This window comes from Enterobacter cloacae complex sp. IR5401, assembly GCF_049238425.1.
Classification (GTDB): Bacteria; Pseudomonadota; Gammaproteobacteria; order Enterobacterales; family Enterobacteriaceae; genus Enterobacter; species Enterobacter hormaechei_C.
Window position 1 is genome coordinate 47,750 of sequence record NZ_JBMKHN010000017.1, and the last position, 25,062, is coordinate 72,811.

Below are 25,062 nucleotides of genomic sequence, written 5' to 3' on the forward strand. Positions count from 1 at the left end.
ATGACGCTTAATAACGCATCGCAGCCTGTCGTGCTGCTGTTTTCCGGGCAAGGGAATCCAGTGATTGGGATGGGTAGCGATCTCTGGGATCTGAATTCAACGACGAAACAGATTTGGGATTGTGCCAGCGATATTTCTGGGCTTGATTTGCGCCGACTCTGCCTAAAGGGGCCGATGAACAGACTGATTCAGACTACAGTGCAACAGCTGGCCGTCACGGCAATTAACGTATCGCTGTATACCCTTTGCCGCGAGCGTTTTCCGGCGCTTCGGGTGACGGGAGCCTGTGGCCACAGCGTGGGGGAATACAGTGCGCTTTACGCTGCGGGTGCGATCTCGCTGGAGACGCTTTTCCGCACCCTCCATTTTCGCGCCAGCACCATGGATGCGGTCAGCAAAAGGCAGAAGGGCGCGATGATTGCGCTGAAGGGGGCGGATTTTGCCGCCCTGAGCAACATCATCACCCGCTACGGGTTTGAGCTGGATATTAGCTGTGATAATACCCCGCGTCAGCAAGTTATCGGCGGGACACCGGCTGCGCTTAGCGAGTTCGCTAAGGTGCTGGTGGACGAAGGCTATGAGCCGATTAAGCTCGGCGTCAGCGGCGCGTGGCACACGCGTTTGATGGAAGAGGGCGTACAGCTGATGCGCGATTTTCTCGCCGGACAGCCTTTCACCTCACCCGCGTACGACGTGCTGATGAACGTGACGGGCAAAATAGAAATCGTTCCGGAGGCCATTAAGGAAAACCTCTCGCTGCACCTGACCCACACGGTCAAATGGCGTGAATCCATGACGCGGTTTATCGAACAGCCAGGCAGCCCGCTGTTCCTGGAGATGAGTAACAAACCTTATCTTGGCCAAATGCTGAATGATTTCGTCGGTTTTAATGCCGAACGCGTTCTGCACTGTAGAAAAGCATTAGAGATGTAAAGGTCGAGATATGATTCCAGATTATTTAACGTTCATTCGCTTTCAGGATAAAAGGAACCTTCTTTTTATCTATATCGTGACGTTTGTGCTGCTGGGCTTTTACTGGAAAAATGCCGGGTTCTCCTTTACCCGACAGGATGTCTGGCTGGCGAGCGCTATTTTTGCGCTGATACTGTATAGCTTCACTGCCGACCTCAAGGCGTTCTGGGCGTACAAGTGCGTGGTTAAGAATGTCGACTTGTCCATTTTTCTCAAGAAAGAGGCCCGGCCGACGGCTCCGATTGTTTACGATCCTCTCGTTGCTATGGTTATCGCCACGCTGGTTTTCGCTGGCATTAGTGCACTGATGCTTACCCTGGCTCAGCCGGACATCGTGCTGCTGACGCTGACCATCGTTGCCCCGCTGATTATCTGGGGAATGTTCGCCGCGATGCGCACGATCTACATTCGACAGGTCATCGCATCGACAAGGGATAAAGGGAAATATAAGCGTTTGTCCCAGTATCTGGCCATCGCCATTACCCTGTCCATCGTGATGAACCTGCTGACAATAAGTCCCTTACGTAACAGTGAGCAATTTGAGCGCTATGGCCGGTACTTCACCCTCGAGTCCATCATTACCATGCTGGTGCTTTGTGCGGTGGTGCTGGCAATAAATCTTCTGTTTTTACGGTTCACGAAGCGATATATCTTTTTGGGGCACCTTTTCCTTAACGAGATCGATCTCTTTTTCTCTCCGGCGATCCCCTGGCGGGCTTTGTCTGAGAAACCGCTGTGGCTGAGGCTGGTGATGCTGTTGGGTGTGGAGTTTGCCTGGTCGGCGATTGTCGGATTGCTGCTTACCCTGCTCGGATGGAAGGTATGGTTTGAAGTGTACTTCCTGCTCAGCTACCTCCCTTGCCTGGCCTATTACGCTCTCCATACGTGGTGGAAATGGCATAACGATTTCATGATGTCGAGCGATATGTATCTGCGCTGGGCGGAGATCGATAAAGAAAACCCGCTGTGGTAAGACGTCAGAGGCAATAAAAAAGCCAGACCGTCATTACTGACGGTCTGGCTTTTTATCAGGTCGATACGATTCAGGTTATTCGCATCCAGGACAGCATCATCGCGGCGCTGGCAATAACATTTACGTTGGAAATGTATCCGTCATAGCGATTATTAATGGCGGAGAGCTGGTTGTTAAAGTGGTCGTTTTCAGCGGTCAAAACGTCAAGCAGCGTTCGTTTGCCCAGGTGATACCACTGCTGGTAGAACATCTGACGCACGCGGTCTGTTTCGCCTGAGAGACGATCGTAGTCATCGGCGCGCAGGAATGACGAATCACGGACCTGCACCTGATAGTTGATTTGATACTCCAGGTCGCGGTAACTCACCTCATACTGCTGCTGCGCGACGTTAGCTTTGGCGCGGGCCGTCATCTGAGCGGCACGCTGAGAGCCGCCGCTAAACGCTTCCCATTCGACGTTAAGGCCGGTATACCAGCCGCTTTCGTTGCCGTTGCTGTCTTTGGCTGTGCTTTTAGATACCACCCAGTTGACCTGCGGCAGCGCCGCGGCCTTAATGCTCTCCGCTTCATATTCCGCAGCGCGGACTTTTGCTTGCAGGTTCAGCATCATCGGGTTCTTATCCAGCGACGCAATGGCGACCGATGCCGGAATAATCGTATCCTGCCAGTTGAGATCGTCTGGTAGCGATGGCTCTGCGCCAAGCAGGCGCACCAGCTTAATTTTACTCGCGCTCAGCTGATGTTCGATATTGTCCATGCTCGCTTGTGCAGACATCAGTTTCGCTTTTGCCTGTACCAGTTCGCTCTCTCTGCCGCGGTCCGCCTGGGTAATTTGCGACAGCATATTAACCAGCTCTTTCATCCGACCAACGTAATGCTTCGCCACTATTCGGCTTTGCTCATAGCGGCTCATATTCATCAGTTCAGACACGGTGTTATAGGCCAGCTGCTCCCGGGAATACTCTTTTGAATAACGAGCGGCCTTGGCCGTCTCCAGCGAGTTATCCACCTGATTACCGATCCTGCCCCAGTCGATGATCGGGGTATTGACGGATACGGTTCCGCTGGAGTCGCTAAAATGCGTGTTGTTGGAAGAAGCCTGCCGATCTCCGCCCATCGTCGTCAACGGCGAGGTTACGCCCAGCCGCACCTGGGGCAAACGCTGGCCTTTGACCTGATCCACCATATAATCCGAGGCCAGAACCTCAGAGGAGGCTGCACGAAGTTCGGGGCTGTACGCCAGCGCTCTTGCGACCATGCTGCGAAGAAACTCCCGCGAATCACTGGTGCTGGTGCCGTTGAAGTTGCCTTGCACCATGCCGCTGGTGGCGCGACTATTTGCCGACGCGCTGTGGCGACGAACTGTGGCATAGGCCGGATCGGGCTCATAGTATTCGGTGACGGCCGGGAAGAAGTCGTAATTCTTTTTCAGTGCTGCCCTGTTACCCGCCGTGCTTTGCGGCTTCGACATTGGCGCTGCGGCCTGCTGTGCGGTGGCATAACGCTCAGGTTGCGGCGCGGAGAAGGCCCGAGTCGGCACGGCTTTGGACGTACTGGCATATTGCGACTGCGTGCGCATAGAAGGCAAGGATGTGGCAGGCGCGGCATTCTGAGAACGCGCGCGTGCTACCGGCTGCGTTTGCGATGCGCGGTTTAGTTCTGACTGCGTGCGCATAGGTGGCAGCGAGGCCGGGATGTTTTTGATCTGCGCCGCGTCAGCCGCGTGAAGCGGGGTGACAAAAGAAGAGCAGGGCAAACAGAGTGCAACCGCGGCTGCAACCCTGGCCCAACGGCGCTCTTTACGTGCCTTAACCATAAAATTATCTCTCCCTGAATGCTTCACGCGCTTTCAGTATTGGTTTGAGGATGTAAGACAAAATTGTCTTCTCCCCGGTTCTGATTTCAACGTTTGCCACCATCCCCGGAATGATCGGGAACGCTTTATCTTTAACCTGTAGCGCCGCCCGGTTTGTACGGACAAAGACCCGGTAATAGGTCGAATCACCACGTCCCTGACGGGCTTTCTCTTCATCAATTAGCGTGTCTGAACTCAGGTGTTCGACGACGCCGGTCAGGCCGCCGTAAATGGCGTAGTCGTAGGCGGTAATTTTTACCGTCGCGGGAAGACCCGGATGAATAAATGCCACATCAGAGGGTTTAATTTTGGCTTCGACCAGCAGGTTATCTTCGAGCGGAATAATGGTCATGATCTCCGCTCCCTGCTGTATAACTCCGCCGCGCGTGGTCACGCGGATATTGTTTACCGTGCCGCGCACGGGGGCGACAACGGTAGTACGGTTCATCACGTCCTGACGTCCGCGCAGGATCTCCTCCGCCTGCGCCAGTTCAGATTCCAGACGGTTTAGCTCGCTGTTGGCATCAGAGCGGAAGCGGTTGGTCCGTTCGGCAATTTGCAGGCTGAACTCGTTGGCCTGACGCTTGAGGCGCAGGATCTCCACATCGGACATCAGCCCTTTGCGAGCCAGCGGCTCGGAAAGGCTGACCTCGTTTTGCGCCAGTGCCAGGCTGCGCTGCAATGCCTGTACGCTTTCATTCAGGGTTTTGAGGCGCGCGTTATAGGCCTGCGTCTCATCACGCACGATGGACTCAATTCCTGCAATTTCCGGCGGGAAGGTCAGGGGAGTGTCATAGGCTTCAGCCCTGAGACGAGCAATGCTGCCCTTCAGCCCCTGAACTTTTGAAAGCGATTCACCGTAGCTGGCGCCGGCACGCGTGGGGTCGATTTTCAGCAGGATTTGTCCTTTCTCGACAATATCGCCCTCCTGAACGTTCAGCTCCTCAAGAATGCCCCCCTCCAGGCTCTGAATAAGCTGCTCACGGCTGGCCGGGATGACTTTTCCATCGCCACGCGTAATCTCTTCAACGCGAGCGAAATGTGCCCACACCAGCGCGACGACGACAACCATCGTGATGGTATAGAGCATGATCATGCTGAAAGGGGTTTTCTGCGCGATCAGGGCGCCCTGCAGGTCATGCATGAATTTCAGATCGTCCGCTTTTACCTTTCCTGTCGGCTGCGGTTTTTGCACCGCCAGCGCTGTTTTTCCGGCGCCGCCCTCAATTTTTCTCAACGCCGTGGAGGAAGCTCCCGCTCCGCTATCGGCCTCTCCTTTTGAGGCGTTCTGATTCACATCGTCCTCGTTCATCATCCCTTCACACCTTGTTCCTGTTGCTTTTCTTCAACCGAATGCATCGTTTGTTTTTTCTTCAGCACGTTCTCATTCAGGCTTTCCATGACCCGATCTTTTGCCCCGTCTTTCACAACGTGCCCGTCTTCCAGCACAATCAGGCGTTCAACCAGACTGAGTACGGACATGCGATGCGTGACAATGATCAGCGTTTGCCCCTTTGTGGCCTCTTTTAACCGCCGCAGGAATAACGTCTCCGTCATCGCATCCATGGAGCTGGTCGGTTCATCCATCAGTAAAATCTTCGGCCTTAGCAACAGGCAGCGGGCCAGTGCAACGAGCTGCTTTTGTCCACCCGACAGGCAGTTCCCCATTTCACCAATGGGCATGTCAAAACCCAGCGGGTGTCTGGCTGCGACCTGATCCAGCCCGGTCAGGCGAACCACGCGCAGAAACTCTTCCGTGCTTACGCCCGGGTTGCCAATAATGATGTTATGACGCAGCGTGCCGTAAAAAAGACGGCAGTCTTGCCCGACATAGCCTACGGCCGCACGCCAGTCCGCCGGATCAACCTGGGTTGCATCAACGTCATCAATGAATATCTGCCCGCTGCTCTGCTGATACAGGCGCGCCATCACCCGCAGCAGGGTAGACTTCCCGCTGCCGATCCTGCCCAGAATCGCAATCTGCTCACCGGCTTCAATATTGATATTGATATTCTCGAGAATGCGCGGGGCTACCATCATTCCCGGCACTGGATAGGTGAACCCCACTTTGTGCAGGCGCATGCTGCCCGTGAAATTCGGCGTTGGTAGATAGGTAATTAAGGAATCGCGTTCAGTGGGGGTATCCATCAGCTGGTTAAGCGATTTCAGGGCCGTTTTGGCATGCTGATAACGCAACGCCAGCCCGACAACGGATGCCAGCGGGGCGAGAGAACGGCTGGAAAGGATCACTACGCCAATCATGGCGCCCATCGTGAGCTCGCCCGCGTGGATCAAATACACACCCAGCACAACAATACAGACCGTGGTAATTTGCTGAACGAAGGAGACAAAATTGGTTGTCAGCATGGAAAGGTTGCGGGTTTTCATGGAGGAAGCGGCAGCCAGCGCGCTGAAATCATCCCAGCGCTTTTGCATAACGCCTTCACCCTGCGCAGCTTTCAGGGCTTCCAGTCCCTCAATGCTTTCAATCAGCAGGCCTTGCTTGAGCGAAATCTCGCGAACGTTTTCTTCCATATAGCGACCCAGCGGCCACTGAATAACGATGCTGGCAATTAAAATGAGCGGCATTGCCACCAGGGGCACCACGGCAAGCGGACCGCCAATCATATAAATGATGAACATGAACAGCACGCAGAAGGGCAGGTCGGACAGCGTGGCGAGCGTCGCAGAGGTAATAAAATCCCGTACTGCCTCAAAATCGCGCAGCTGGTTAGCGAAGGTCCCGGAAGACTGTGGTTTATATTCCATGCGCATAGACATCACCTGGCGAAAAAGCTTCGCGCCCAGGATCAGGTCTGCCTTTTTCCCCGCGATATCGATCAGGTATGCGCGGATCTGGCGGCTGGAAAACTCAAATATATTGGCAATCACGACGCCAATAGCCAGCGACCAGAGGGTGACATAGGCCTGCGTCGGGATCACCCGGTCATAGACGTTCATCGTAAAGAAGGTGCCAGCCAGCGTAAGTATATTTGCCAGCAGTGCCGCCAGCGCAGCGCTGTAAAAATAGTGGCGGTAGCGCCACAGCGTAGAATAAAGCCAGTGACCTTCATTCTGCGCTTTCGGTAAGAGAAGATCGTCGGCACGCGCATCCAGACTGGGTTTTGGCGTGGTGACAAGGGCATAGCCGCCGTAAACTTCCAGCAAATCAGCCGCTGAAACGGTAAGTATTCCTTCGTTTTCAGGCACCACGATCTGATAGGTGAATTGTCCGCGTTTACCGTTACGCGCGGTAATAATGCAATACGTTCCATCTTTGCGGGCGATCAGCAGCGGAAAGAGCCAGGACGATATTGAATTAAGATCGCGTTTTACCCAGCCAGCAGATATCCCCATCTGGTCGAGCATACGCAAAGCCATTTCCGGCTCAAGCTTGTCGCTTTTCGGCAAGCCAGCGTAAAGAACTTCTTTGCTGGCATACTTAGCGTGATGTGCACAAAGCCATTCAACACCCCACAGAAGAGAATCTTTTCTGGGTTCTTCAATATTATTGAAATCGTGCTCTGAATTAACTTTTACGGTGGAAAGATGCGTATTCATTATCGAATCCAGACCTGTAGTTACGTTCCTTACTTTAAAAATAAAGTGAAGGCATGCTATTAAAATTGACCAAGAACATCCGTAAGTACGAAGTTTATGGCTGATGGTTATAGTGAAATTACAAGCGCTGGCAATATCGTAGTGTAAAGTTAGCCGTATATGTACACAATAAAGATAAACCACTGCATGATTAAGAATATTATATGTGGATTGATCCAGGTTTATGTTTTTTCAGGTTTTTTGAACTGAGGGTTAACTGGCGAGCCTTGAAATAGGTACGCCCAGCTTGTTCTCGATTCTTATCTTCATGGCGTAAATGTTTTTAACATTTGTAGCATTCTTCATGGCTATCTTTTTCGGGAGTTGTCCCTTATACAATTCAGAAAACAGGGCGTATTCATTTGCACTAAGTTTGGCTTTCTTCTCCGAAGGTCGCGTTATCTTGCCAAGGAACGACTGGCGAATTTTAAATTTTATATCATCAATAATATCATCATGAAAAATGACGGTGCTGATTATTGTTTCGCTTGTGTCGTTATAAAACCAGTAATGGGCAATCGCGGCCATCTTTTTATCAGTTATCAGGATCAGTCTTGCGTTTTTAAAACGATCTAACCAGCTGTTTGTTAAGAAAAAATTTATATTCTTATAGTTAAAATCAATGACTACAATGGGTTGAGAAATGATTTTAACCGTAATGTTCTTAAAGTATTGTAATATACCTTCTATCAAAAAAGAGTTATTTTCAGGCCAGATATAAAATTCAGAACCATTACACTCGCCCTGTTGTTCAGTACGAAAAGAAGGAAAAACACATTTATTCATACACCCATAGCAGCGCATAGTGTTGTCGTTGTGCTCAATATGTCTAATAGTAACGATATCCATGTGATAAAACTCTATGCGTTAAAATTATAAATGTTAAATCTACTATAATATATCAATATTTATATTAATAATGCATTAAGGAAAAAAACGAGTTGTGATGAGATAAAGCATCGTTTATCCAGGAATTTTCTACAGAAATTAATCCCCATCCGTGATTGTCGATTTTTTTACGCAATACCATTTAAGGCTAATTCACCAGGCGGGTGATAGAAACTCCCAGTTTGCGCTCAATTCTGTTTTTCATGGCATAGGTGTTTTTGACGCTAGTACCGTTCTGATACGCGATTTTTTTAGGTGTCCATCCATTGAACAAGAACGAAAAAAGGCTGAATTCATTCTGGCTCAGTTTTGGCCTACTCCCGGATGGTTTGATCGTTTTTGCCAGGAACGTTTTCTTCAGTTTCGTGGCAACCTCCTCAGCGGAATCATCATAAAAGATAATAGAGCTGATGGTGGTCTCTAACGTATCGTTATAGAACCAGTAATGGGCAATCGCCGTCATCTTTTTGTCAGTGACGAGGATAAGGCGCATATTTTTGAATTGTTCGAGCCAGCTATCGTTCAGAAAATAGGTGATATTTTTATGGCTAAAATCAATAATCACGACTGGCTGAGAAATATATTTGTCGCTCACACATTCAAAATAGTGCCTGATACCTTCTACAAGGTAAGAATTGTTATCAGGCCAAATATAGCATTCAAGTCCTGTGCAGGTTTTACGAGCGCACGCTTCAGCGTCACCAAACAGGCATTTTTTCACACAACCATAGCAATGCATCGACGGCGTGTGGCTCACCTGCTGACCATCATTATGAGATAAATAAATAGAGTTATTAGTGTGAAATAACATATTACACCTTATACGCGATGATTAAGCACGATATTAGTTTTGGACGAAGCATCAACCTCGTCGTTTGATGTGAGGCATCATACTGAATACCTGGTATAAGTCTTAATTAAATAGTCTGAACACATCTTTTCAGGCTGCATTTAAGATTTAAGTCTATATTTTTCAAGTGCTTACATGTTTTCTTAAATGGCCGATTTACGGGTTTTTGGGTTATTGTTCTTCTGTTTTGTTAATGGGTGGTTATTTGTTTTCACTTGGTAATGCTATTGCAATTAACATAATGTTAAACATTGAAGGACTAAACTTTATAAGGTTGGAATAGAATGTTTCGATAAAAAGAAAAGAGGGGGTGGGCGGGAACGTCAGATTCAGTGTGAATGTAAATATTGCTTATTTACCAGGTCGCGCATTAGGTTCTCGTACGACCTGGCTAAAGTAAACGACGATGTCCTTTATTTATTTTCTATGCTAAAACGATCGGCATCCTGCCAGGCCGGAAACTTCTCCCGATACTCCTTTAACGCCGTTAACGAGATCTCAGCGTCAATTCGTGTTGCCTGATGCGGCTCGGCGGTGGCAATAATCTCACCCTGCGGACTGATCACCCGGCTGTCACCGCGATAATGGTGTCCGTTACCATCCGTGCCTACGCGGTTACATCCCACAATATAAGCCTGGTTTTCAATTGCCCGCGCCGTTAATAACGCCTGCCAGTGAAGTGAACGTGGCGCAGGCCAGTTGGCAACATACAGCGCCAGGTCGTAATCGTTGCGGTTGCGGGACCAGACGGGGAAGCGCAGGTCATAACAGACCAGCGGCAGAATACGCCAGCCACGCCATTCAAACACCACGCGTTCGTTTCCGGCTACATAATGTTGATGCTCATCCGCCATGCGGAACAGGTGGCGCTTATCGTAGAAATGCACCTTTCCCTCTGGCTCGACCAGCAGGAAGCGGTTAACCGGCCCGCGTTCGGTCTGGAGGGCGACGCTACCGGCAATCAGCGCGTTTGTCTCCTGCGCTTTGGCGTGCATCCAGGCCACAACCTCGTCCTGCGGCATCGACTGTTTTGCAGCCTCCATCGCAAAACCCGTGGTGAACATCTCCGGCAGGACAATCACATCGCGACCGCTAATCTCTTCGAGCTGGCGATCGAAATGGCGAAGGTTGGCTGGACCGTCCATCCAAACTAAAGGCTGCTGCAAAACAGAAATCTTCAAACCAGGCACGATACCGACTCCTTAAAAGATCGCTTTTTGACACTTTAGCACGTCATTACGAGAAAATGTGGCATTAAAAAACCCCGCACGGAGCGGGGTTGATGGACGCTGAACGTCTTATGCGGCTTCAGGTTTGCGGTGCTTCTCCGGCAGCTTTACCGGCTGTGTCGCCAGCTCTTCTGGTTCGAAATCATCCACGTTAATACTGCGCAGACGGCTCTCTTCGGCTTTCACCAGAATCGCAGCTTCGCTGTTGTCGATGATGCCACCCGCCAGCGCCTGTTTTGCCAGCTCATCCAGTCGTGTAAACGGCAGATTTTTGCCCAGCTGTTTGCAGATCTTCTGGTGAATCGGGTCGGCGGCCATCACGTCAAGCAGCGCCTCTTCCAGCAGGCCGACAGGGTTATGCGGGGTAGGTGCCAGATATTGACCCCGACCAATACGAGAGCGGGTTGCGCTCGGAACCTGAAGGATCTTCGCCACTTTATGATCCAGCTTGTCGGACGGCGCCAGGTGATGACGACCGGTCGGGAAGATCACGACGCGCAGGGCACCTGCCACGAAGCGGTTCGGGAAGTTCGCCAGCAGATCGTCAATTGCCTGTTCGGCCTGATACATCGCATCCTGCACGCCCCAGTGCACCAGCGGCAGATCCGCTTCCTGACGGCCTTCATCGTCGTAGCGTTTCAGCACCGCAGAGGCCAGGAAGATCTGGCTCAGCACATCACCCAGACGGGCGGAGATGCGCTCGCGACGCTTCAGGCTACCGCCCAGCACCGCCATGGAAACGTCAGACAGCAGAGCCAGGTTGGCGCTCAGACGGTTCAGGTGCTGGTAGTAACGTTTGGTCGCATCACCGGTTGGCGTCGCGCTGGTCAGCCCGCGCGTCAGGCCCAGCCAGAAGCTGCGCACCTTGTTACTGCCGACGTGACCGATATGTTTGAACAGCAGCTTGTCGAAGGCATCCACATCATTATTCTGAGCGGCAGCCATCTCTTCCAGCACGTACGGATGGCAGCGAATGGCGCCCTGACCGAAGATCATCATGCTGCGGGTCAGGATGTTTGCCCCTTCAACAGTGATGGCAATCGGAGCGCCCTGATAGCTGCGTGCCAGGAAGTTGCCTTCACCGAGCATGATCCCTTTACCGCCTGCGATATCCATTGCATCAATAATTGACTGCTGTGCACGGTGGGTACAGTGGTATTTCACAATTGCCGACAGCACGGCGGGTTTTTCGCCCAGCATAATTCCGTAGGTAATCAGCGAGGCTGCGGCGTCCATCACGTATGCATTGCCCGCAATACGCGCCAGCGGCTCTTCGATACCTTCCATCTTGCCGATGGAGATTTTGAACTGACGGCGGATATGCGCGTAAGCCCCAATCCCCATCGCCACCGATTTCAGACCGCCGGTTGAGTTCGACGGCAGGGTAATGCCGCGGCCCACAGACAGACATTCTACCAGCATACGCCAGCCCTGACCGGCCATTTTCGGGCCACCGATGATGTAATCAATCGGGACAAAGATATCCTGACCGCGGGTAGGACCGTTCTGGAACGGTACGTTCAGCGGGAAGTGACGGCGACCAATCTCAACACCTGGGGTCGAGGTTGGGATCAGCGCACAGGTAATGCCCAGATCTTCTTCACCGCCCAGCAGTTTTTCCGGGTCAGAGAGTTTGAACGCCAGGCCCAGCACCGTGGCGATAGGCGCGAGGGTGATATAACGTTTGTTCCAGGTCAGGCGCATGCCCAGCACCTGCTGGCCCTGCCACTCGCCCATGCAAACCACGCCGGTATCGGGGATCGCGCCGGCATCAGAGCCCGCCTCCGGGCTGGTCAGCGCGAAGCACGGAATTTCCTGGCCACGCGCCAGACGCGGCAGGTAGTGATCTTTCTGCTCTTCTGTACCGTAATGCTGTAACAGCTCGCCCGGGCCTAAGGAGTTTGGCACGCCAACGGTAATCGCCAGGATCCCGGAGACACCCGCCAGTTTTTGCAGCACGCGAGCCTGAGCGTAAGCGGAGAATTCCAGACCGCCATACTCTTTCTTAATGATCATCGCGAAGAAGCGATGCTCTTTCAGGTATGCCCACAGCTCAGGCGGCAGGTCGGCCATTTCGTGAGTGATGGCAAAGTCGTTTGCCATGCGGCACGCTTCTTCTACCGGACCATCAATAAAGGCCTGTTCTTCGGCGGTCAGACGCGGCTGTGGATAGTTGTGAAGCTTTTTCCAGTCCGGGTTGCCCTGGAACAGATCGCCTTCCCACCAGGTCGTACCGGCGTCAATCGCTTCTTTCTCTGTACGCGACATCGGCGGCATCACTTTACGGAATCCCCTGAACACCGGCACAGAGATCATCGACTTACGCATCGGCGTCAGGTTAAACGGCAGTAAAATGATGGCCAGGGGAACAAGAACCCAGATATTCCACAGGCCAGCGACGCCAAGTGCAGCCGTCCAGGCCAGAAGAATCAGGCTACTCAGGAATAAACTAACACGGTGATAGAACAACACACCGAGCAGTACAACGGTTGCGAGAATGCTCAAAATCATCATAAAGAAAAGCTCCCTTGCTTGTAGGAGGTCTGACCACTTGTGATGATATGGTTGTAGTTGATGTCATTTCCTTTAGCAATGTGTTTACAAAATAATTACAACCTGGTTCACATTGTTCGCGTTTTAGCCGGCACAAAAAATCAAAACGCCGGACGATTCGCATGGCTTTAGCTTCTCGCTTTTACTGCTATCCGGTACACTCCACTGTGTTATTTCATCAATACTGAAGGATTATCCTCATGTACCAGGATCTTATTCGTAACGAACTGAACGAAGCGGCGGAAACGCTGGCGAACTTTCTGAAAGATGATGCCAATATTCACGCTATTCAGCGCGCGGCGGTCCTGCTTGCCGACAGCTTCAAAGCCGGCGGTAAAGTGCTCTCCTGCGGTAACGGCGGTTCCCACTGTGACGCCATGCACTTCGCCGAGGAGCTGACCGGACGCTATCGCGAAAACCGTCCGGGCTACCCGGCGATTGCGATTTCCGACGTGAGCCACATCTCCTGTGTAGGCAACGACTTTGGTTACGACCACATCTTTTCCCGCTACGTTGAAGCCGTAGGCCGTGAAGGCGATGTGCTTCTCGGTATCTCCACGTCCGGTAACTCCGCTAACGTGATCAAAGCGATCGCCGCCGCGCGTGAGAAGGGCATGAAAGTGATCACCCTGACCGGGAAAGATGGCGGTAAGATGGACGGTACAGCGGACATTGAAATCCGCGTTCCACACTTCGGTTATGCCGATCGCGTTCAGGAAATTCACATCAAAGTGATCCACATCCTGATCCAATTGATCGAAAAAGAGATGGTTAAGTAAGACTTCGCTGGGGGGCGCCGGTGCCCCCCGCTGTTGTGGAGGTGATCTATGTGCGAACTGCTCGGGATGAGCGCCAATGTGCCAACCGATATCTGCTTTAGTTTTACCGGGCTGGTTCAGCGCGGTGGAGGAACCGGGCCGCATAAAGACGGCTGGGGCATTACCTTCTACGAAGGCAAAGGATGCCGCACGTTTAAAGATCCACAGCCCAGCTTTAACTCACCCATTGCCAGACTGGTGCAGGACTATCCTATTAAATCCTGTTCGGTGATCGCGCATATTCGCCAGGCCAATCGCGGCGAAGTGGCGCTGGAAAATACCCATCCGTTTACCCGTGAACTGTGGGGCCGTAACTGGACCTACGCGCACAACGGGCAGCTCTCGGGCTATAAATCACTGGAAACCGGCAATTTTCGTCCTGTCGGTGAAACGGACAGCGAAAAAGCATTTTGCTGGCTGCTGCACAAGCTGACCGAGCGCTACCCCCGTACGCCCGGCAACATGACCGCCGTTTTTAAATACATAGCGTCACTGGCGTCTGAGTTACGCGAGAAGGGCGTCTTTAATATGCTGCTGTCTGACGGGCGCTACGTGATGGCGTTCTGCTCGACAAATCTGTTCTGGATCACCCGACGTGCGCCGTTTGGCGTCGCCACGCTGCTCGATCAGGATGTGGAAATTGATTTTCAGAAGGAGACCACACCGAACGATGTGGTCACTGTCATTGCAACGCAGCCACTGACGGGCAACGAAACCTGGCAAAAGATCATGCCAGGCGAGTGGGCGCTATTTTGTCTCGGGGACCGCGTAATTTGACGCCAGCTGCGGCTGAACCACTTCATGGCTGAGCGGTTTACTCACCACGTAACGGCCATTGACGATGGACACCACCGGCGGCTTATGGGTCTGCTCGAAGTAGTCATAGCCCGGTTTTAGCTGTTTCCAGAAATCTGTGTAAACAGAGTACTTATGGCGTGCCATGTTCGCATCCGTCATACGGAACGGATAGATGCTGACCTGAACATTCGGCTGACCGAAGACCAGTGCGCCCGTGACAAACTGGAAGATTTCATCAATGCCGGAATCCGTCATCGCATAACAGCCGACAGACACGCAGGCGCCGTGGATCATCAGGTATTTCCCTTCGTAACCGTGCGCACGGTCGAAGGCATTGGGGAAACCGATGTTAATCGCTTTATAGAAGCGGCTGTCCGGTTTTAGCTGGTTACGCTGAACGTTGTAAAACCCTTCCGGACTTTTGAAGTCACCCTGCCGCTGTTTCGGCCCCAGCCCGCCAGAATAGTTACAGATTTTGTAGCTATCGAGCAGCTGATACGTCTCGCCCATTTTGACAAACAGATCGAGTGTGCGCTCTTCCTTGAAGATTTGAATATAAACCGGGGATCCCATCAACTGCTGTTTATACTCTTTACTGATCGGCGTCGTTGAACTATTACTGCCAAGCAGCCCGGCAAACGACATGCACGGTATCAGAAGCATCGCAATGAACAATGCGATTTTACGCATACTACTGGTTCCTTGATAAAACAATGACCAACTTGCCAGAACGGCAAAAGACACCCGAAATCAGACTAATCTGGACAGGAGCGCTCACATTAGCACCGATGGAGATTTTCGCAAGAGCCAACCTTTGCGTTTACAAATTAGTTTTACTTTATAACCCATTCACATTGTCCTGACTCCAGGAACTTTGCGCAATAGCTCGCATTTCGGCGCGCCAGACGGCGGATTTGCTGCCCCTGGCAGGGCCGAAAATGGTACACTCCGGCCTCTCTGGATTGTTGTTCATGGATACCTGCTAACCACATGTTTAGAATCAGAAAAGGACTCGATCTGCCAATCTCTGGCGTGCCTGAACAGCACGTTACCACCGGCGCCAGTATTCATCATGTCGCCATTGTAGGTGATGATTACGTGGGCATGCGTCCTGCGATGCTGGTACAGGAAGGCGATCGCGTAATAAAAGGCCAGGCACTCTTCGAGGATAAAAAAAATCCTGGCGTTATGTTTACAGCCCCAGCCAGCGGCACCGTTGTTGCCATCCATCGTGGTGAGCGTCGCGTCCTGCAATCGGTTGTTATTCAAATTGAAGGTGATGAGAAACGCGAATTTGCGCGTTTTGACGCCGCCGATCTCGCCACCCTCAGCCACGACGTGGTGCAGACGCAACTGCTGGAGTCGGGACTGTGGACGGCGCTTCGCACGCGGCCCTATAGCAAAACGCCCGTGCCAGGCACTGTGCCGGCCGCTATCTTCGTTACGGCCATCGACACCAACCCGCTCAGCGCAGATCCGCAGCCTCTTATCCTGGCGGAACGAAAAGCTTTCGATGCCGGCCTCACCGTGTTAACACGCCTGACGCCGGGCAAAGTGCATGTCTGCCAGGCCAGCGGCGGTAAGCTGGGCGGTCATCCGCAAGGGCAGGTGGCCTTTAATGAATTTGCCGGCCCGCATCCGGCGGGACTGGTGGGAACGCATATTCATTTCCTGGAGCCGGTAAGCCTGACGAAACAGGTCTGGCATCTTAATTATCAGGACGTGATCGCTATCGGTAAGCTGTTCACCACGGGTGAGCTGTGCGCAGAACGCATTATTGCCATCGGCGGCCCTCAGGCAACCCAACCGCGTCTGGTTCGCACGCTGCTTGGGGCTGACCTGACGGCGCTGTTGGCTGGCGAAACGAAAGAGGGTGAAAACCGTATTATTTCCGGTTCGGTGCTGAGCGGCAGGCACGCGACAGGCCCGATGGCCTGGCTGGGTCGTTTCCATCTTCAGGTGAGTGTGGTGCTTGAAGGACGCGATAAAGAGCTGTTCGGCTGGGTACTGCCTGGCGCAGAAAAATACTCGGTAACCCGCACCACGCTCGGCCACTTCCTGCGTCATAAGCTGTTTAACTTCTCCACCAGCACCAACGGCGGTGAGCGCGCCATGGTTCCGATTGGCAACTACGAACGCGTGATGCCGCTGGATATTCTGCCCACCGTGCTGCTGCGGGATCTCCTGGCCGGTGATACCGACGGTGCCCAGGCGCTGGGCTGTCTGGAGCTGGACGAAGAAGATCTGGCGCTGTGTACCTATGTGTGTCCAGGTAAATACGAATATGGACCCGTATTGCGCGAGGTGTTAACCCGCATTGAGCAGGAAGGATAAACATGGGCTTAAAACACCTCTTTGAAAAAATTGAGCCGCACTTTACCGAAGGGAAGCTCAAAAAGTACTACCCGCTGTATGAAGCGACAACGACCATTTTCTACACGCCGGGTCTGGTAACGAAAGGCGCGGCGCACGTTCGCGACGCCATCGACCTCAAGCGAATGATGATTCTGGTCTGGTTTGCGGTCTTCCCGGCCATGTTCTGGGGGATGTATAACGTTGGGTTGCAAACTATTCCGGCGCTGCACCATATGTATGATGCAGAGCAGCTGGCGCAGGTGATTCAGTCTGACTGGCACTATCGTCTGGCACAGTCGCTGGGGGTGAGCTTTGCGGCAGATGCCGGCTGGATCAGCATGATGGCGCTGGGCGCTGTCTTTTTCCTCCCCATCTATATGACTGTCTTTATCGTGGGCGGTTTCTGGGAGGTGCTGTTCGCCATTATTCGCAAACATGAGATCAACGAGGGCTTCTTTGTTACCTCTATTCTGTTTGCGCTGATTGTTCCGCCAACGCTGCCGCTCTGGCAGGCGGCGATGGGGATCAGCTTTGGCGTGGTGATTGCCAAGGAGATCTTCGGCGGGACCGGACGCAACTTCCTCAACCCGGCGCTGGCAGGACGCGCGTTCCTGTTCTTTGCTTATCCGGCGCAAATCTCGGGCGACCTGGTGTGGACGGCAGCAGACGGATTCTCCGGCGCGACGCCGCTTTCACAGTGGGCGGCAGGCGGCGGCGAAACGCTGGTCAATAATGCAACCGGACAGCCTGTCACCTGGTTTGATGCGTTTATCGGCAATATTCCAGGCTCCATCGGTGAAGTGTCTACCCTGATGATTTTGATCGGCGGGGCCATCATCCTCTTTGGCCGCGTGGCGTCCTGGCGCATTGTCGCTGGCGTCATGCTCGGGATGGTACTCACCGCCACGCTTTTCAACTTCATTGGTTCAGACACAAACCCGATGTTCTCCATGCCGTGGTACTGGCACCTTGTGCTGGGAGGCTTTGCGTTTGGCATGATGTTCATGGCCACCGATCCGGTCTCGGCTTCGTTTACCGACAGAGGTAAATGGTGTTACGGCGCGCTCATTGGGGTGATGTGTGTACTGATTCGCGTGGTCAACCCGGCTTATCCGGAAGGGATGATGTTGGCCATTCTGTTTGCCAATCTGTTTGCGCCGCTGTTCGACTACCTGGTCGTGCGCGCCAACATTAAGCGGAGGAAGGCGCGTGGCTGAGATCAAAAATAACGACAGCATCAGCAAAACGCTGCTGGTGGTGCTGGTACTGTGTCTGGTTTCTTCCATTGTCGTGGCCGGTTCTGCCGTAGGGTTGAAACCGCTACAGCAGGAGCAACGTGCGCTGGATAAACAGCGTAACATCCTGGCCGTTGCCGGGCTGATGCAGGAAGGCATGACGAAGGATGACGTCGCAGCGGTGTTTGCCGAACGTATTACCGCACGGCTGGTGGATTTAAAAACCGGGGAGTTAATGGATAAAGACCCGGCGAAATACAACCAGGCGCTGGCGCTAAAAGATCCGCAAATGAGCACCACGCTTGACGCCTCGCAGGATCCGGCAGGCATTAAGCGCCGCAGCAATGTCGCGGAGATTTACCTCGTCCGTGACGAGCAAAAACGCATTCAGAAAATCGTGTTGCCCATCTATGGCAACGGTTTATGGTCAATGATGTACGCCTTTGTGGCGCTGGATACCGACGGCCGTACGGTTAAAGGCATTACTTATTACGATCAGGGCGAAACGCCGGGGCTGGGGGGCGAAGTTGAGAACCCTAACTGGCGGGCACAGTTTGTTGGTAAAAAAGTGCTCGACGACAACGGCCAGCCTGCGCTGAAGGTGGTAAAAGGGGGCGCGCGTCCCGGCGATGAATTTGCCGTTGATGGCCTTTCCGGCGCCACGCTCACCTCTAACGGTGTGCAGCACAGCTTTGATTTCTGGATGGGTGAACTGGGCTTTGGTCCCTTCCTGAAGAATGTACGTGAAGGAGCGCTGAATAATGGCTGATACGGGTGAACTGAAAGAAGTTAAAAAGGTGCTGATTGGCCCGCTGTTAGCCAATAACCCGATAACGCTTCAGGTGCTGGGGGTGTGCTCGGCGCTGGCGGTCACCACCAAGCTGGAAACGGCGGTGGTCATGACGCTGGCGGTAACGCTGGTGACAGCTTTTTCCAGCATGTTTATCTCAATGATCCGCCACCACATACCCAACAGCGTAAGGATCATCGTGCAGATGGCGATCATCGCCTCGCTGGTGATCGTGGTCGATCAGCTCCTGCGCGCCTTCGCCTATGAAACCTCGAAGCAGCTTTCGGTGTTTGTCGGCCTGATTATCACCAACTGTATCGTGATGGGGCGTGCTGAAGCCTATGCGATGAAAATGCCGCCGCTGGCGAGCTTTATGGACGGTATCGGCAACGGCCTGGGTTACGGCGTAATCCTGTTGACGGTTGGTTTCCTGCGCGAACTTATTGGCAGCGGCAAGCTGTTTGGCATTCCGGTGCTGGATACGGTACAGAACGGCGGCTGGTATCTGCCGAACGGCCTGTTCCTGCTGGCCCCAAGCGCATTTTTCATTATCGGTTTGCTGATCTGGCTGATTCGTACGTTGAAGCCTGAACAGCAGGAAAAGGAGTAACCGACAATGGCTCATTACCTGAGTTTATTTGTGCGCGCGGTGTTTGTTGAAAACATGGCGCTCGCTTTCTTCCTGGGCATGTGTACGTTCCTTGCCGTTTCTAAAAAGGTATCGACGGCATTTGGTCTGGGCGTGGCAGTCACCGTTGTGCTTGGGCTGTCCGTTCCGATTAACAACCTGGTATTCAACTTCGTGCTGCGCGATGGCGCGCTGGTGGAGGGGGTTGATCTTAGCTTCCTGAACTTCATCACCTTTATCGGAGTGATTGCGGCGCTTGTTCAGATCCTGGAGATGATCCTCGATAAATACTTCCCGTCGCTGTACAACGCGCTGGGGATCTTCCTGCCGCTGATCGCCGTGAACTGCGCCATTTTTGGCGGTGTTTCCTTTATGGTTCAGCGTGATTACAACTTCAGTGAATCGGTTGTGTATGGCTTCGGTTCCGGTATCGGCTGGATGCTGGCGATTGTTACCATGGCGGGGATCCGTGAAAAAATGAAATATGCCAACGTACCTGCGGGGCTTCGTGGCTTAGGGATCACCTTTATCACCACCGGCCTGATGGCGTTGGGCTTTATGTCCTTCTCCGGTGTGCAGCTATAAGGGCTAACAAATGGAAATTATTCTTGGCGTGGTGATGTTCACGCTGATAGTACTGGTGCTGTCAGGGCTGATCCTGGCGGCGCGTGCGAAGCTGGTCAATTCCGGGGATGTGATCATTGATATCAATGACGATCCGCAGAATCAGATCCGTACCCCGGCAGGGGATAAGCTGCTTAACACGCTCTCCGGCAACGGGATTTTTGTCTCGTCTGCCTGTGGCGGCGGTGGCTCCTGTGGCCAGTGCCGTGTGACGGTGAAAGAGGGCGGCGGTGATATTCTGCCAACGGAACTGTCCCATATTACGAAGCGTGAAGCGAAAGAGGGATGCCGTCTGGCGTGTCAGGTCGCTGTGCGCCAGAACATGAAGATTGAGCTGCCGGAGGAGATCTTCGGCGTGAAAAAATGGGAGTGCGAAGTTATCTCTAACGATAACAAAGCCACGTTCATTAAAGAGCTCAAGCTGCGTGTCCCTGAAGGGGAGAGCGTCCCGTTCCGTGCGGGTGGGTATATCCAGATTGAATGTCCGGCACACACCGTCGCGTATGCTGACTTCGACGTGCCCGAAGAGTACCGGGCCGACTGGGATAAATTTAACCTCTTCCGCTTTGTTTCCGAGGTAAAAGAGCCCGCGCTCCGCGCCTATTCCATGGCTAACTACCCGGAAGAGAAGGGCATTATTATGCTCAACGTGCGTATCGCCACGCCGCCACCGAATGTGCCTGATGCCCCCCCTGGCGTCATGTCATCCTATATCTGGTCCCTCAAGCCTGGCGACAAAGTGACGATTTCCGGCCCGTTCGGCGAATTCTTTGCCAAAGATACTGACGCGGAGATGGTCTTTATCGGCGGCGGAGCGGGTATGGCGCCGATGCGTTCACATATCTTTGACCAGCTCAAACGACTTGGCAGCAAGCGCAAGATCAGCTTCTGGTACGGAGCGCGTTCACTGCGCGAAATGTTCTATGACGATGAGTTTGAACAACTGGCACGTGATAACCCTAACTTTACCTTCCATGTGGCGTTATCCGATCCGCAGCCGGAAGATAACTGGACAGGCTATACGGGCTTCATCCACAACGTGCTGTATGAAAATTACCTCAAACAGCACCCGGCACCGGAAGACTGCGAGTTCTATATGTGTGGTCCACCAATGATGAACGCGGCCGTGATTAAGATGCTAAAAGATCTTGGCGTGGAAGATGAGAACATCATGCTCGATGATTTCGGAGGCTGATTATGCTGACCTTTCTGGCGACCTTTGCGGTGTTTGTGCTGGTGATCTTCGGCATGTCCTTAGGCTGGATCATCAAGCGTAAAAGCATTCAGGGCAGTTGCGGAGGCATCTCTTCCATCGGAATGGAAAAAGTGTGCGATTGTCCGGAACCGTGCGATGCGCGGAAAAAGCGGATGGCTCGCGAGCAGCAACGCATTATTTAGTCTTCCTGGTCGGGTAAGGCAACGCCGCCACCCGACAATTTCCATGCACACTTCTCAACCCTCATTTGTTTACTGTATACTTATCCAGTAACGAGTGAGGGCTTACTATGCGCAAAATAATCCATGTCGATATGGACTGCTTTTTTGCCGCAGTGGAGATGCGTGACAACCCGGCGCTGCGGGATATTCCCATTGCCATTGGCGGCAGCCGGGTACAGCGCGGTGTCATCAGCACCGCCAACTATCCTGCTCGCAAATACGGCGTGCGCAGCGCCATGCCGACAGCGATGGCGCTGAAACTGTGCCCGCATCTCACTCTTTTGCCCGGACGTTTTGATGCCTATAAAGAAGCATCGAGCCACATTCGGGAGATCTTTTCCCGCTACACCTCACTGATTGAACCGTTATCGCTGGATGAAGCCTATCTGGATGTCACCCACAGCGTGCACTGCCACGGCTCCGCCACCCTGATGGCGCAGGAGATCCGCCAGACTATTTTCAACGAGCTGAACCTGACGGCATCGGCGGGTGTCGCGCCGGTCAAATTTCTCGCCAAAATCGCCTCCGATTTAAATAAGCCCAACGGCCAGTACGTTATCACTCCGGAAGAAGTTTCGGCGTTTTTAAAGACGCTGCCGCTCAGCAAAATCCCCGGAGTGGGCAAAGTCTCCGCCGCGAAGCTGGAAAGTATGGGGCTACGCACCTGCGAAGACGTTCAGCGCAGCGATCTGGCGCTGCTGCTTAAGCGTTTTGGCAAGTTTGGCCGCGTACTGTGGGAACGCAGTCAGGGCATTGATGACCGGGATGTGAACAACGAACGGCTGCGTAAATCGGTCGGCGTTGAACGCACGCTGAGTGAAGATATCCATGACTGGACCGAATGTGAAACCATTATTACGGAACAACTCTATCCTGAACTTGAACGACGCTTACTGAAGGTCAAACCGGATCTGCTTATTGCCCGGCAGGGCATCAAACTGAAATTTAACGATTTTCAGCAAACGACGCAGGAACACGTCTGGCCACGCCTCAACAAAGAGGATCTTATCGCGACGGCAAAAAAGGCATGGGAAGAACGGCGGGGCGGGCGAGGGGTGAGGCTGGTGGGGCTGCACGTCACCTTGCTGGATCCGCAGCTGGAGCGTCAGCTGGTGTTGGGACTGTAGATTACGCTAATTGTAGGCCCGGTAAGCGTAGCGCCACCGGGCAACAGACGGCGAATTACTTCGCAGGGATTGCTTTCAGCAGCTCAGTCAGCAGCGTCCAGTAGTGACCGACGCTTTCAATATGAACCTGTTCATCCGGGGAGTGTGGACCCGTGATGGTCGGCCCAATGGAGACCATGTCCATATCCGGATACGGTTTCTTGAACAGACCACACTCCAGACCCGCGTGAATAACCTGAATGTTCGGGGTGCTGTTGAACAGTCGCTGATAAGTTTCACGCACCAGTGCCATGACCGGAGAACTTGCATCCGGCTGCCAGCCCGGGTAGCTGCCTTTTGCCGACGTTTTCGCGCCCGCCAGGGTACCCAGAGATTCCAGCATGCTCACAACGTACTCTTTACCGCTGTCGATCAGGGAACGGATCAGGCAGATGATCTCTGCGCTGTCGTCACCCATGGTCACCACGCCCACGTTCAGGGAGGTTTCCACCACGCCTTTCGCCACGTCAGAGTTGCGAATAACGCCGTTTGGCGTTGCGTTCAGCAGCTGGACGAACGTGTCACGAGACTGTGCGGTCAGCGCGGCTTTATCCGTCGTAACGGACTCCAGCACCACCGTCAGGTTTTTCTCTTTTGCAGACAGTTCGTTTTTCAGGATCTCCAGATACACGCTGGAGAGTTTTTTCAGCTCGTCCGCTTTCGACGCAGGCACTGCCAAGGTAGCGAAGGCTTCGCGAGGGATCGCGTTACGCAGAGTACCGCCGTTGAAGTCCACCAGACGCAGATCCAGTTCAGCGGCATGGCCCGCCAGGAAACGCGCCAGCAGTTTGTTGGCGTTGCCCAGGCCCAGGTGAATATCACCGCCGGAGTGACCGCCTTTCAGCCCTTTCAGCGTCAGCTTAAAGGTCTCGAATCCAGCAGGGATTGCTTCGCGGGACAGCGGCAGGGTAGAGATGAAATCGATCCCGCCCGCGCAGCCCATGTAGATCTCACCTTCTTCTTCGGAGTCGGTGTTGATCAGAATGTCCGCTTGCAGCCAGTTTGCCTGGAGACCGAACGCGCCATCCATGCCCGCTTCTTCAGTCATGGTCAGCAGCACTTCCAGCGGACCGTGTTCAACGCTGTCGTCAGCCAGCACGGCCAGCGCGGAAGCCATACCAATACCGTTATCTGCGCCCAGGGTCGTGCCGCGCGCCTTCACCCACTCGCCGTCGATGTACGGCTGAATCGGGTCTTTTGTGAAGTCGTGAACGGTGTCGTTGTTTTTCTGCGGAACCATGTCCAGGTGCGCCTGCAATACCACTGGCTTACGGTTTTCCATACCTGCGGTGGCAGGTTTGCGGATAAGAATATTGCCAGCCTGGTCGCGTTCAGCGTGCAGACCTTTTTCCTTTGCCCAGCCCATAATATGTTCGGCAAGCTGTTCTTCGTGATAGGAAGGGTGCGGAATGGAGCAGATTTTGGCAAAAATATCCCACAGCGGCTGTGGAGATAATTGAGACAGTTCAGACACGATAGGTCTCCTTGTCGTTGCGCTGCAAAACAATGTTGCAGGTCACAGGGTTAGCAGGTTAATCGTTACCACAAGTCAGGCTTGCGAGATGCAACTGAGAATACCACTTTCTCCCGTGGCTGGTAGCATTAAGCATGTAAAAACTCAGGCTCATGGCGCGTAACACTGGTTTTTAGTGCGTCAGATCTCTATAATCTCGCGCAACCTGGTTCACCCTCATTTTTTTAAGCCGTATATAAACAGGCTGGGACACTTCACATGAGCGAAAAATACGTCGTCACCTGGGACATGTTGCAGATTCACGCACGCAAACTGGCTGCGCGTCTGATGCCTTCCGAACAGTGGAAAGGCATTATTGCCGTCAGCCGTGGCGGTCTGGTACCGGGGGCGCTGCTGGCACGTGAGCTGGGTATTCGTCATGTCGATACCGTATGTATCTCCAGCTACGATCACGACAACCAGCGCGAACTGAAAGTGCTAAAACGCGCGGAAGGCGACGGTGAAGGCTTTATCGTTATCGACGATCTGGTGGATACCGGCGGTACTGCGGTGGCTATCCGCGAAATGTATCCAAAAGCGCACTTCGTCACTATCTTCGCGAAACCAGCGGGTCGCCCACTGGTTGATGATTACGTCATTGATATCCCGCAGGATACCTGGATTGAACAGCCATGGGATATGGGCGTGGTCTTCGTACCGCCTATCTCTGGCCGTTAATTTCAGTACGTAACTTTACACGCCCGGTTATGCCGGGCGTTGTTCTTTTTACCCTGCCACGCGTTACAATGGTCTTCATATGACGTATCCATGGAGGCAA

Annotated in this window: 22 protein-coding genes; 13 read left to right on the forward strand and 9 right to left on the reverse strand. The window is 53.1% G+C overall.

All coding sequences use genetic code 11. From position 1 onward, the window contains the following. On the forward strand, positions 1-933 hold the full coding sequence (locus tag ACOTX1_RS20065) for an ACP S-malonyltransferase (protein ID WP_023315464.1): 933 nt from the start codon (positions 1-3) through the stop codon (positions 931-933). Between the two features lie 10 nt (positions 934-943). Continuing rightward, positions 944-1,945, forward strand: a complete 1,002-nt coding sequence (locus ACOTX1_RS20070; protein ID WP_023315465.1) for a hypothetical protein — start codon at positions 944-946, stop codon at positions 1,943-1,945. Between the two features lie 70 nt (positions 1,946-2,015). On the opposite strand, the gene ACOTX1_RS20075 is transcribed toward ACOTX1_RS20070, so the two are convergent. From ACOTX1_RS20075 to fadE, 7 genes are all read right to left on the reverse strand, one after another. Further along, positions 2,016-3,761 carry a TolC family protein gene (locus tag ACOTX1_RS20075; protein ID WP_023315466.1) on the reverse strand — a complete coding sequence of 582 codons (1,746 nt, stop codon included), beginning with the start codon at positions 3,759-3,761 and terminating at the stop codon, positions 2,016-2,018. A 4-nt stretch (positions 3,762-3,765) separates the two neighbouring features. Next, positions 3,766-5,115, reverse strand: a complete 1,350-nt coding sequence (locus tag ACOTX1_RS20080) for an HlyD family type I secretion periplasmic adaptor subunit (RefSeq protein ID WP_023315467.1) — start codon at positions 5,113-5,115, stop codon at positions 3,766-3,768. Continuing rightward, positions 5,112-7,361 carry a type I secretion system permease/ATPase gene (locus tag ACOTX1_RS20085; protein ID WP_023315468.1) on the reverse strand — a complete coding sequence of 750 codons (2,250 nt, stop codon included), beginning with the start codon at positions 7,359-7,361 and terminating at the stop codon, positions 5,112-5,114. The genes ACOTX1_RS20080 and ACOTX1_RS20085 overlap by 4 nt, the downstream gene beginning before the upstream one ends. Before the next feature lie 252 nt (positions 7,362-7,613). After that, a complete protein-coding gene (locus ACOTX1_RS20090) occupies positions 7,614-8,249 on the reverse strand; it encodes a hypothetical protein (protein WP_023315469.1) in 636 nt (211 codons plus the stop codon). Between the two features lie 187 nt (positions 8,250-8,436). Next, positions 8,437-9,099, reverse strand: coding sequence for a helix-turn-helix transcriptional regulator (locus tag ACOTX1_RS20095; protein WP_023315470.1), 663 nt, complete (start codon positions 9,097-9,099; stop codon positions 8,437-8,439). Between the two features lie 452 nt (positions 9,100-9,551). After that, entirely contained in the window at positions 9,552-10,328 is a 777-nt protein-coding gene (locus tag ACOTX1_RS20100; protein ID WP_023315471.1) for an amidohydrolase, read from the reverse strand. Between the two features lie 108 nt (positions 10,329-10,436). Beyond that, positions 10,437-12,881 carry an acyl-CoA dehydrogenase FadE gene (fadE, locus tag ACOTX1_RS20105; RefSeq protein ID WP_023315472.1) on the reverse strand — a complete coding sequence of 815 codons (2,445 nt, stop codon included), beginning with the start codon at positions 12,879-12,881 and terminating at the stop codon, positions 10,437-10,439. Between the two features lie 239 nt (positions 12,882-13,120). Between fadE and lpcA the strand changes: the two genes are divergently transcribed. Beyond that, complete coding sequence (gene lpcA, locus ACOTX1_RS20110; RefSeq protein WP_003863232.1) at positions 13,121-13,699, forward strand: D-sedoheptulose 7-phosphate isomerase; 579 nt, start codon at positions 13,121-13,123, stop codon at positions 13,697-13,699. Positions 13,700-13,747: 48 nt separating this feature from the next. Beyond that, complete coding sequence (locus ACOTX1_RS20115; RefSeq protein WP_017383120.1) at positions 13,748-14,515, forward strand: class II glutamine amidotransferase; 768 nt, start codon at positions 13,748-13,750, stop codon at positions 14,513-14,515. On the opposite strand, the gene dpaA is transcribed toward ACOTX1_RS20115, so the two are convergent. Continuing rightward, positions 14,486-15,226, reverse strand: coding sequence for a peptidoglycan meso-diaminopimelic acid protein amidase (dpaA, locus tag ACOTX1_RS20120; protein ID WP_023315473.1), 741 nt, complete (start codon positions 15,224-15,226; stop codon positions 14,486-14,488). The genes ACOTX1_RS20115 and dpaA overlap by 30 nt on opposite strands. A gap of 300 nt (positions 15,227-15,526) precedes the next feature. Here dpaA and ACOTX1_RS20125 point away from each other — a divergent pair, with 300 nt between their 5' ends. The 8 genes from ACOTX1_RS20125 (at position 15,527) to dinB (ending at position 22,732) form a co-directional block, all read left to right on the forward strand. Then, positions 15,527-16,870 carry a Na(+)-translocating NADH-quinone reductase subunit A gene (locus ACOTX1_RS20125; RefSeq protein WP_023315474.1) on the forward strand — a complete coding sequence of 448 codons (1,344 nt, stop codon included), beginning with the start codon at positions 15,527-15,529 and terminating at the stop codon, positions 16,868-16,870. 2 nt (positions 16,871-16,872) lie between these two features. Beyond that, positions 16,873-18,108 carry an NADH:ubiquinone reductase (Na(+)-transporting) subunit B gene (locus ACOTX1_RS20130; protein ID WP_023315475.1) on the forward strand — a complete coding sequence of 412 codons (1,236 nt, stop codon included), beginning with the start codon at positions 16,873-16,875 and terminating at the stop codon, positions 18,106-18,108. Then, complete coding sequence (locus tag ACOTX1_RS20135) at positions 18,101-18,895, forward strand: Na(+)-translocating NADH-quinone reductase subunit C (protein ID WP_023315476.1); 795 nt, start codon at positions 18,101-18,103, stop codon at positions 18,893-18,895. Before ACOTX1_RS20130 ends, ACOTX1_RS20135 begins: the two co-directional genes overlap by 8 nt. Further along, complete coding sequence (locus ACOTX1_RS20140; protein WP_003863219.1) at positions 18,888-19,526, forward strand: NADH:ubiquinone reductase (Na(+)-transporting) subunit D; 639 nt, start codon at positions 18,888-18,890, stop codon at positions 19,524-19,526. Before ACOTX1_RS20135 ends, ACOTX1_RS20140 begins: the two co-directional genes overlap by 8 nt. 6 nt (positions 19,527-19,532) lie before the next feature. After that, positions 19,533-20,129, forward strand: coding sequence for an NADH:ubiquinone reductase (Na(+)-transporting) subunit E (gene nqrE, locus ACOTX1_RS20145; protein WP_003863217.1), 597 nt, complete (start codon positions 19,533-19,535; stop codon positions 20,127-20,129). A 10-nt stretch (positions 20,130-20,139) separates the two neighbouring features. Continuing rightward, complete coding sequence (gene nqrF, locus ACOTX1_RS20150) at positions 20,140-21,363, forward strand: NADH:ubiquinone reductase (Na(+)-transporting) subunit F (protein ID WP_023315477.1); 1,224 nt, start codon at positions 20,140-20,142, stop codon at positions 21,361-21,363. 2 nt (positions 21,364-21,365) lie between these two features. Next, entirely contained in the window at positions 21,366-21,566 is a 201-nt protein-coding gene (gene nqrM / locus ACOTX1_RS20155; RefSeq protein ID WP_003863212.1) for a (Na+)-NQR maturation NqrM, read from the forward strand. 107 nt (positions 21,567-21,673) lie between these two features. Next, positions 21,674-22,732 (forward strand): DNA polymerase IV, encoded by a 1,059-nt coding sequence (gene dinB, locus ACOTX1_RS20160; protein WP_003863209.1) that lies wholly within the window; start codon positions 21,674-21,676, stop codon positions 22,730-22,732. Positions 22,733-22,787: 55 nt separating this feature from the next. On the opposite strand, the gene pepD is transcribed toward dinB, so the two are convergent. Further along, positions 22,788-24,245, reverse strand: a complete 1,458-nt coding sequence (pepD, locus tag ACOTX1_RS20165; protein WP_023315478.1) for a cytosol nonspecific dipeptidase — start codon at positions 24,243-24,245, stop codon at positions 22,788-22,790. A gap of 258 nt (positions 24,246-24,503) precedes the next feature. On the opposite strand from pepD, the gene gpt reads away from it, so the two are divergent. Next, entirely contained in the window at positions 24,504-24,962 is a 459-nt protein-coding gene (gene gpt / locus ACOTX1_RS20170; protein ID WP_003863205.1) for a xanthine phosphoribosyltransferase, read from the forward strand. Positions 24,963-25,062 lie beyond the last annotated feature (100 nt).

Bases quoted from the DNA above. Each gene is read 5' to 3' on its own strand.
- ACOTX1_RS20065 (WP_023315464.1), top strand. From the start codon at position 1: ATGACGCTTAATAACGCATCGCAGCCTGTCGTGCTGCTGTTTTCCGGG.
- ACOTX1_RS20070 (WP_023315465.1), top strand. From the start codon at position 944: ATGATTCCAGATTATTTAACGTTCATTCGCTTTCAGGATAAAAGGAAC.
- ACOTX1_RS20075 (WP_023315466.1), bottom strand. From the start codon at position 3,761: ATGGTTAAGGCACGTAAAGAGCGCCGTTGGGCCAGGGTTGCAGCCGCG.
- ACOTX1_RS20080 (WP_023315467.1), bottom strand. From the start codon at position 5,115: ATGATGAACGAGGACGATGTGAATCAGAACGCCTCAAAAGGAGAGGCC.
- ACOTX1_RS20085 (WP_023315468.1), bottom strand. From the start codon at position 7,361: ATGAATACGCATCTTTCCACCGTAAAAGTTAATTCAGAGCACGATTTC.
- ACOTX1_RS20090 (WP_023315469.1), bottom strand. From the start codon at position 8,249: ATGGATATCGTTACTATTAGACATATTGAGCACAACGACAACACTATG.
- ACOTX1_RS20095 (WP_023315470.1), bottom strand. From the start codon at position 9,099: ATGTTATTTCACACTAATAACTCTATTTATTTATCTCATAATGATGGT.
- fadE (WP_023315472.1), bottom strand. From the start codon at position 12,881: ATGATGATTTTGAGCATTCTCGCAACCGTTGTACTGCTCGGTGTGTTG.
- lpcA (WP_003863232.1), top strand. From the start codon at position 13,121: ATGTACCAGGATCTTATTCGTAACGAACTGAACGAAGCGGCGGAAACG.
- ACOTX1_RS20115 (WP_017383120.1), top strand. From the start codon at position 13,748: ATGTGCGAACTGCTCGGGATGAGCGCCAATGTGCCAACCGATATCTGC.
- dpaA (WP_023315473.1), bottom strand. From the start codon at position 15,226: ATGCGTAAAATCGCATTGTTCATTGCGATGCTTCTGATACCGTGCATG.
- ACOTX1_RS20125 (WP_023315474.1), top strand. From the start codon at position 15,527: ATGTTTAGAATCAGAAAAGGACTCGATCTGCCAATCTCTGGCGTGCCT.
- ACOTX1_RS20130 (WP_023315475.1), top strand. From the start codon at position 16,873: ATGGGCTTAAAACACCTCTTTGAAAAAATTGAGCCGCACTTTACCGAA.
- ACOTX1_RS20140 (WP_003863219.1), top strand. From the start codon at position 18,888: ATGGCTGATACGGGTGAACTGAAAGAAGTTAAAAAGGTGCTGATTGGC.
- nqrE (WP_003863217.1), top strand. From the start codon at position 19,533: ATGGCTCATTACCTGAGTTTATTTGTGCGCGCGGTGTTTGTTGAAAAC.
- nqrF (WP_023315477.1), top strand. From the start codon at position 20,140: ATGGAAATTATTCTTGGCGTGGTGATGTTCACGCTGATAGTACTGGTG.
- nqrM (WP_003863212.1), top strand. From the start codon at position 21,366: ATGCTGACCTTTCTGGCGACCTTTGCGGTGTTTGTGCTGGTGATCTTC.
- dinB (WP_003863209.1), top strand. From the start codon at position 21,674: ATGCGCAAAATAATCCATGTCGATATGGACTGCTTTTTTGCCGCAGTG.
- gpt (WP_003863205.1), top strand. From the start codon at position 24,504: ATGAGCGAAAAATACGTCGTCACCTGGGACATGTTGCAGATTCACGCA.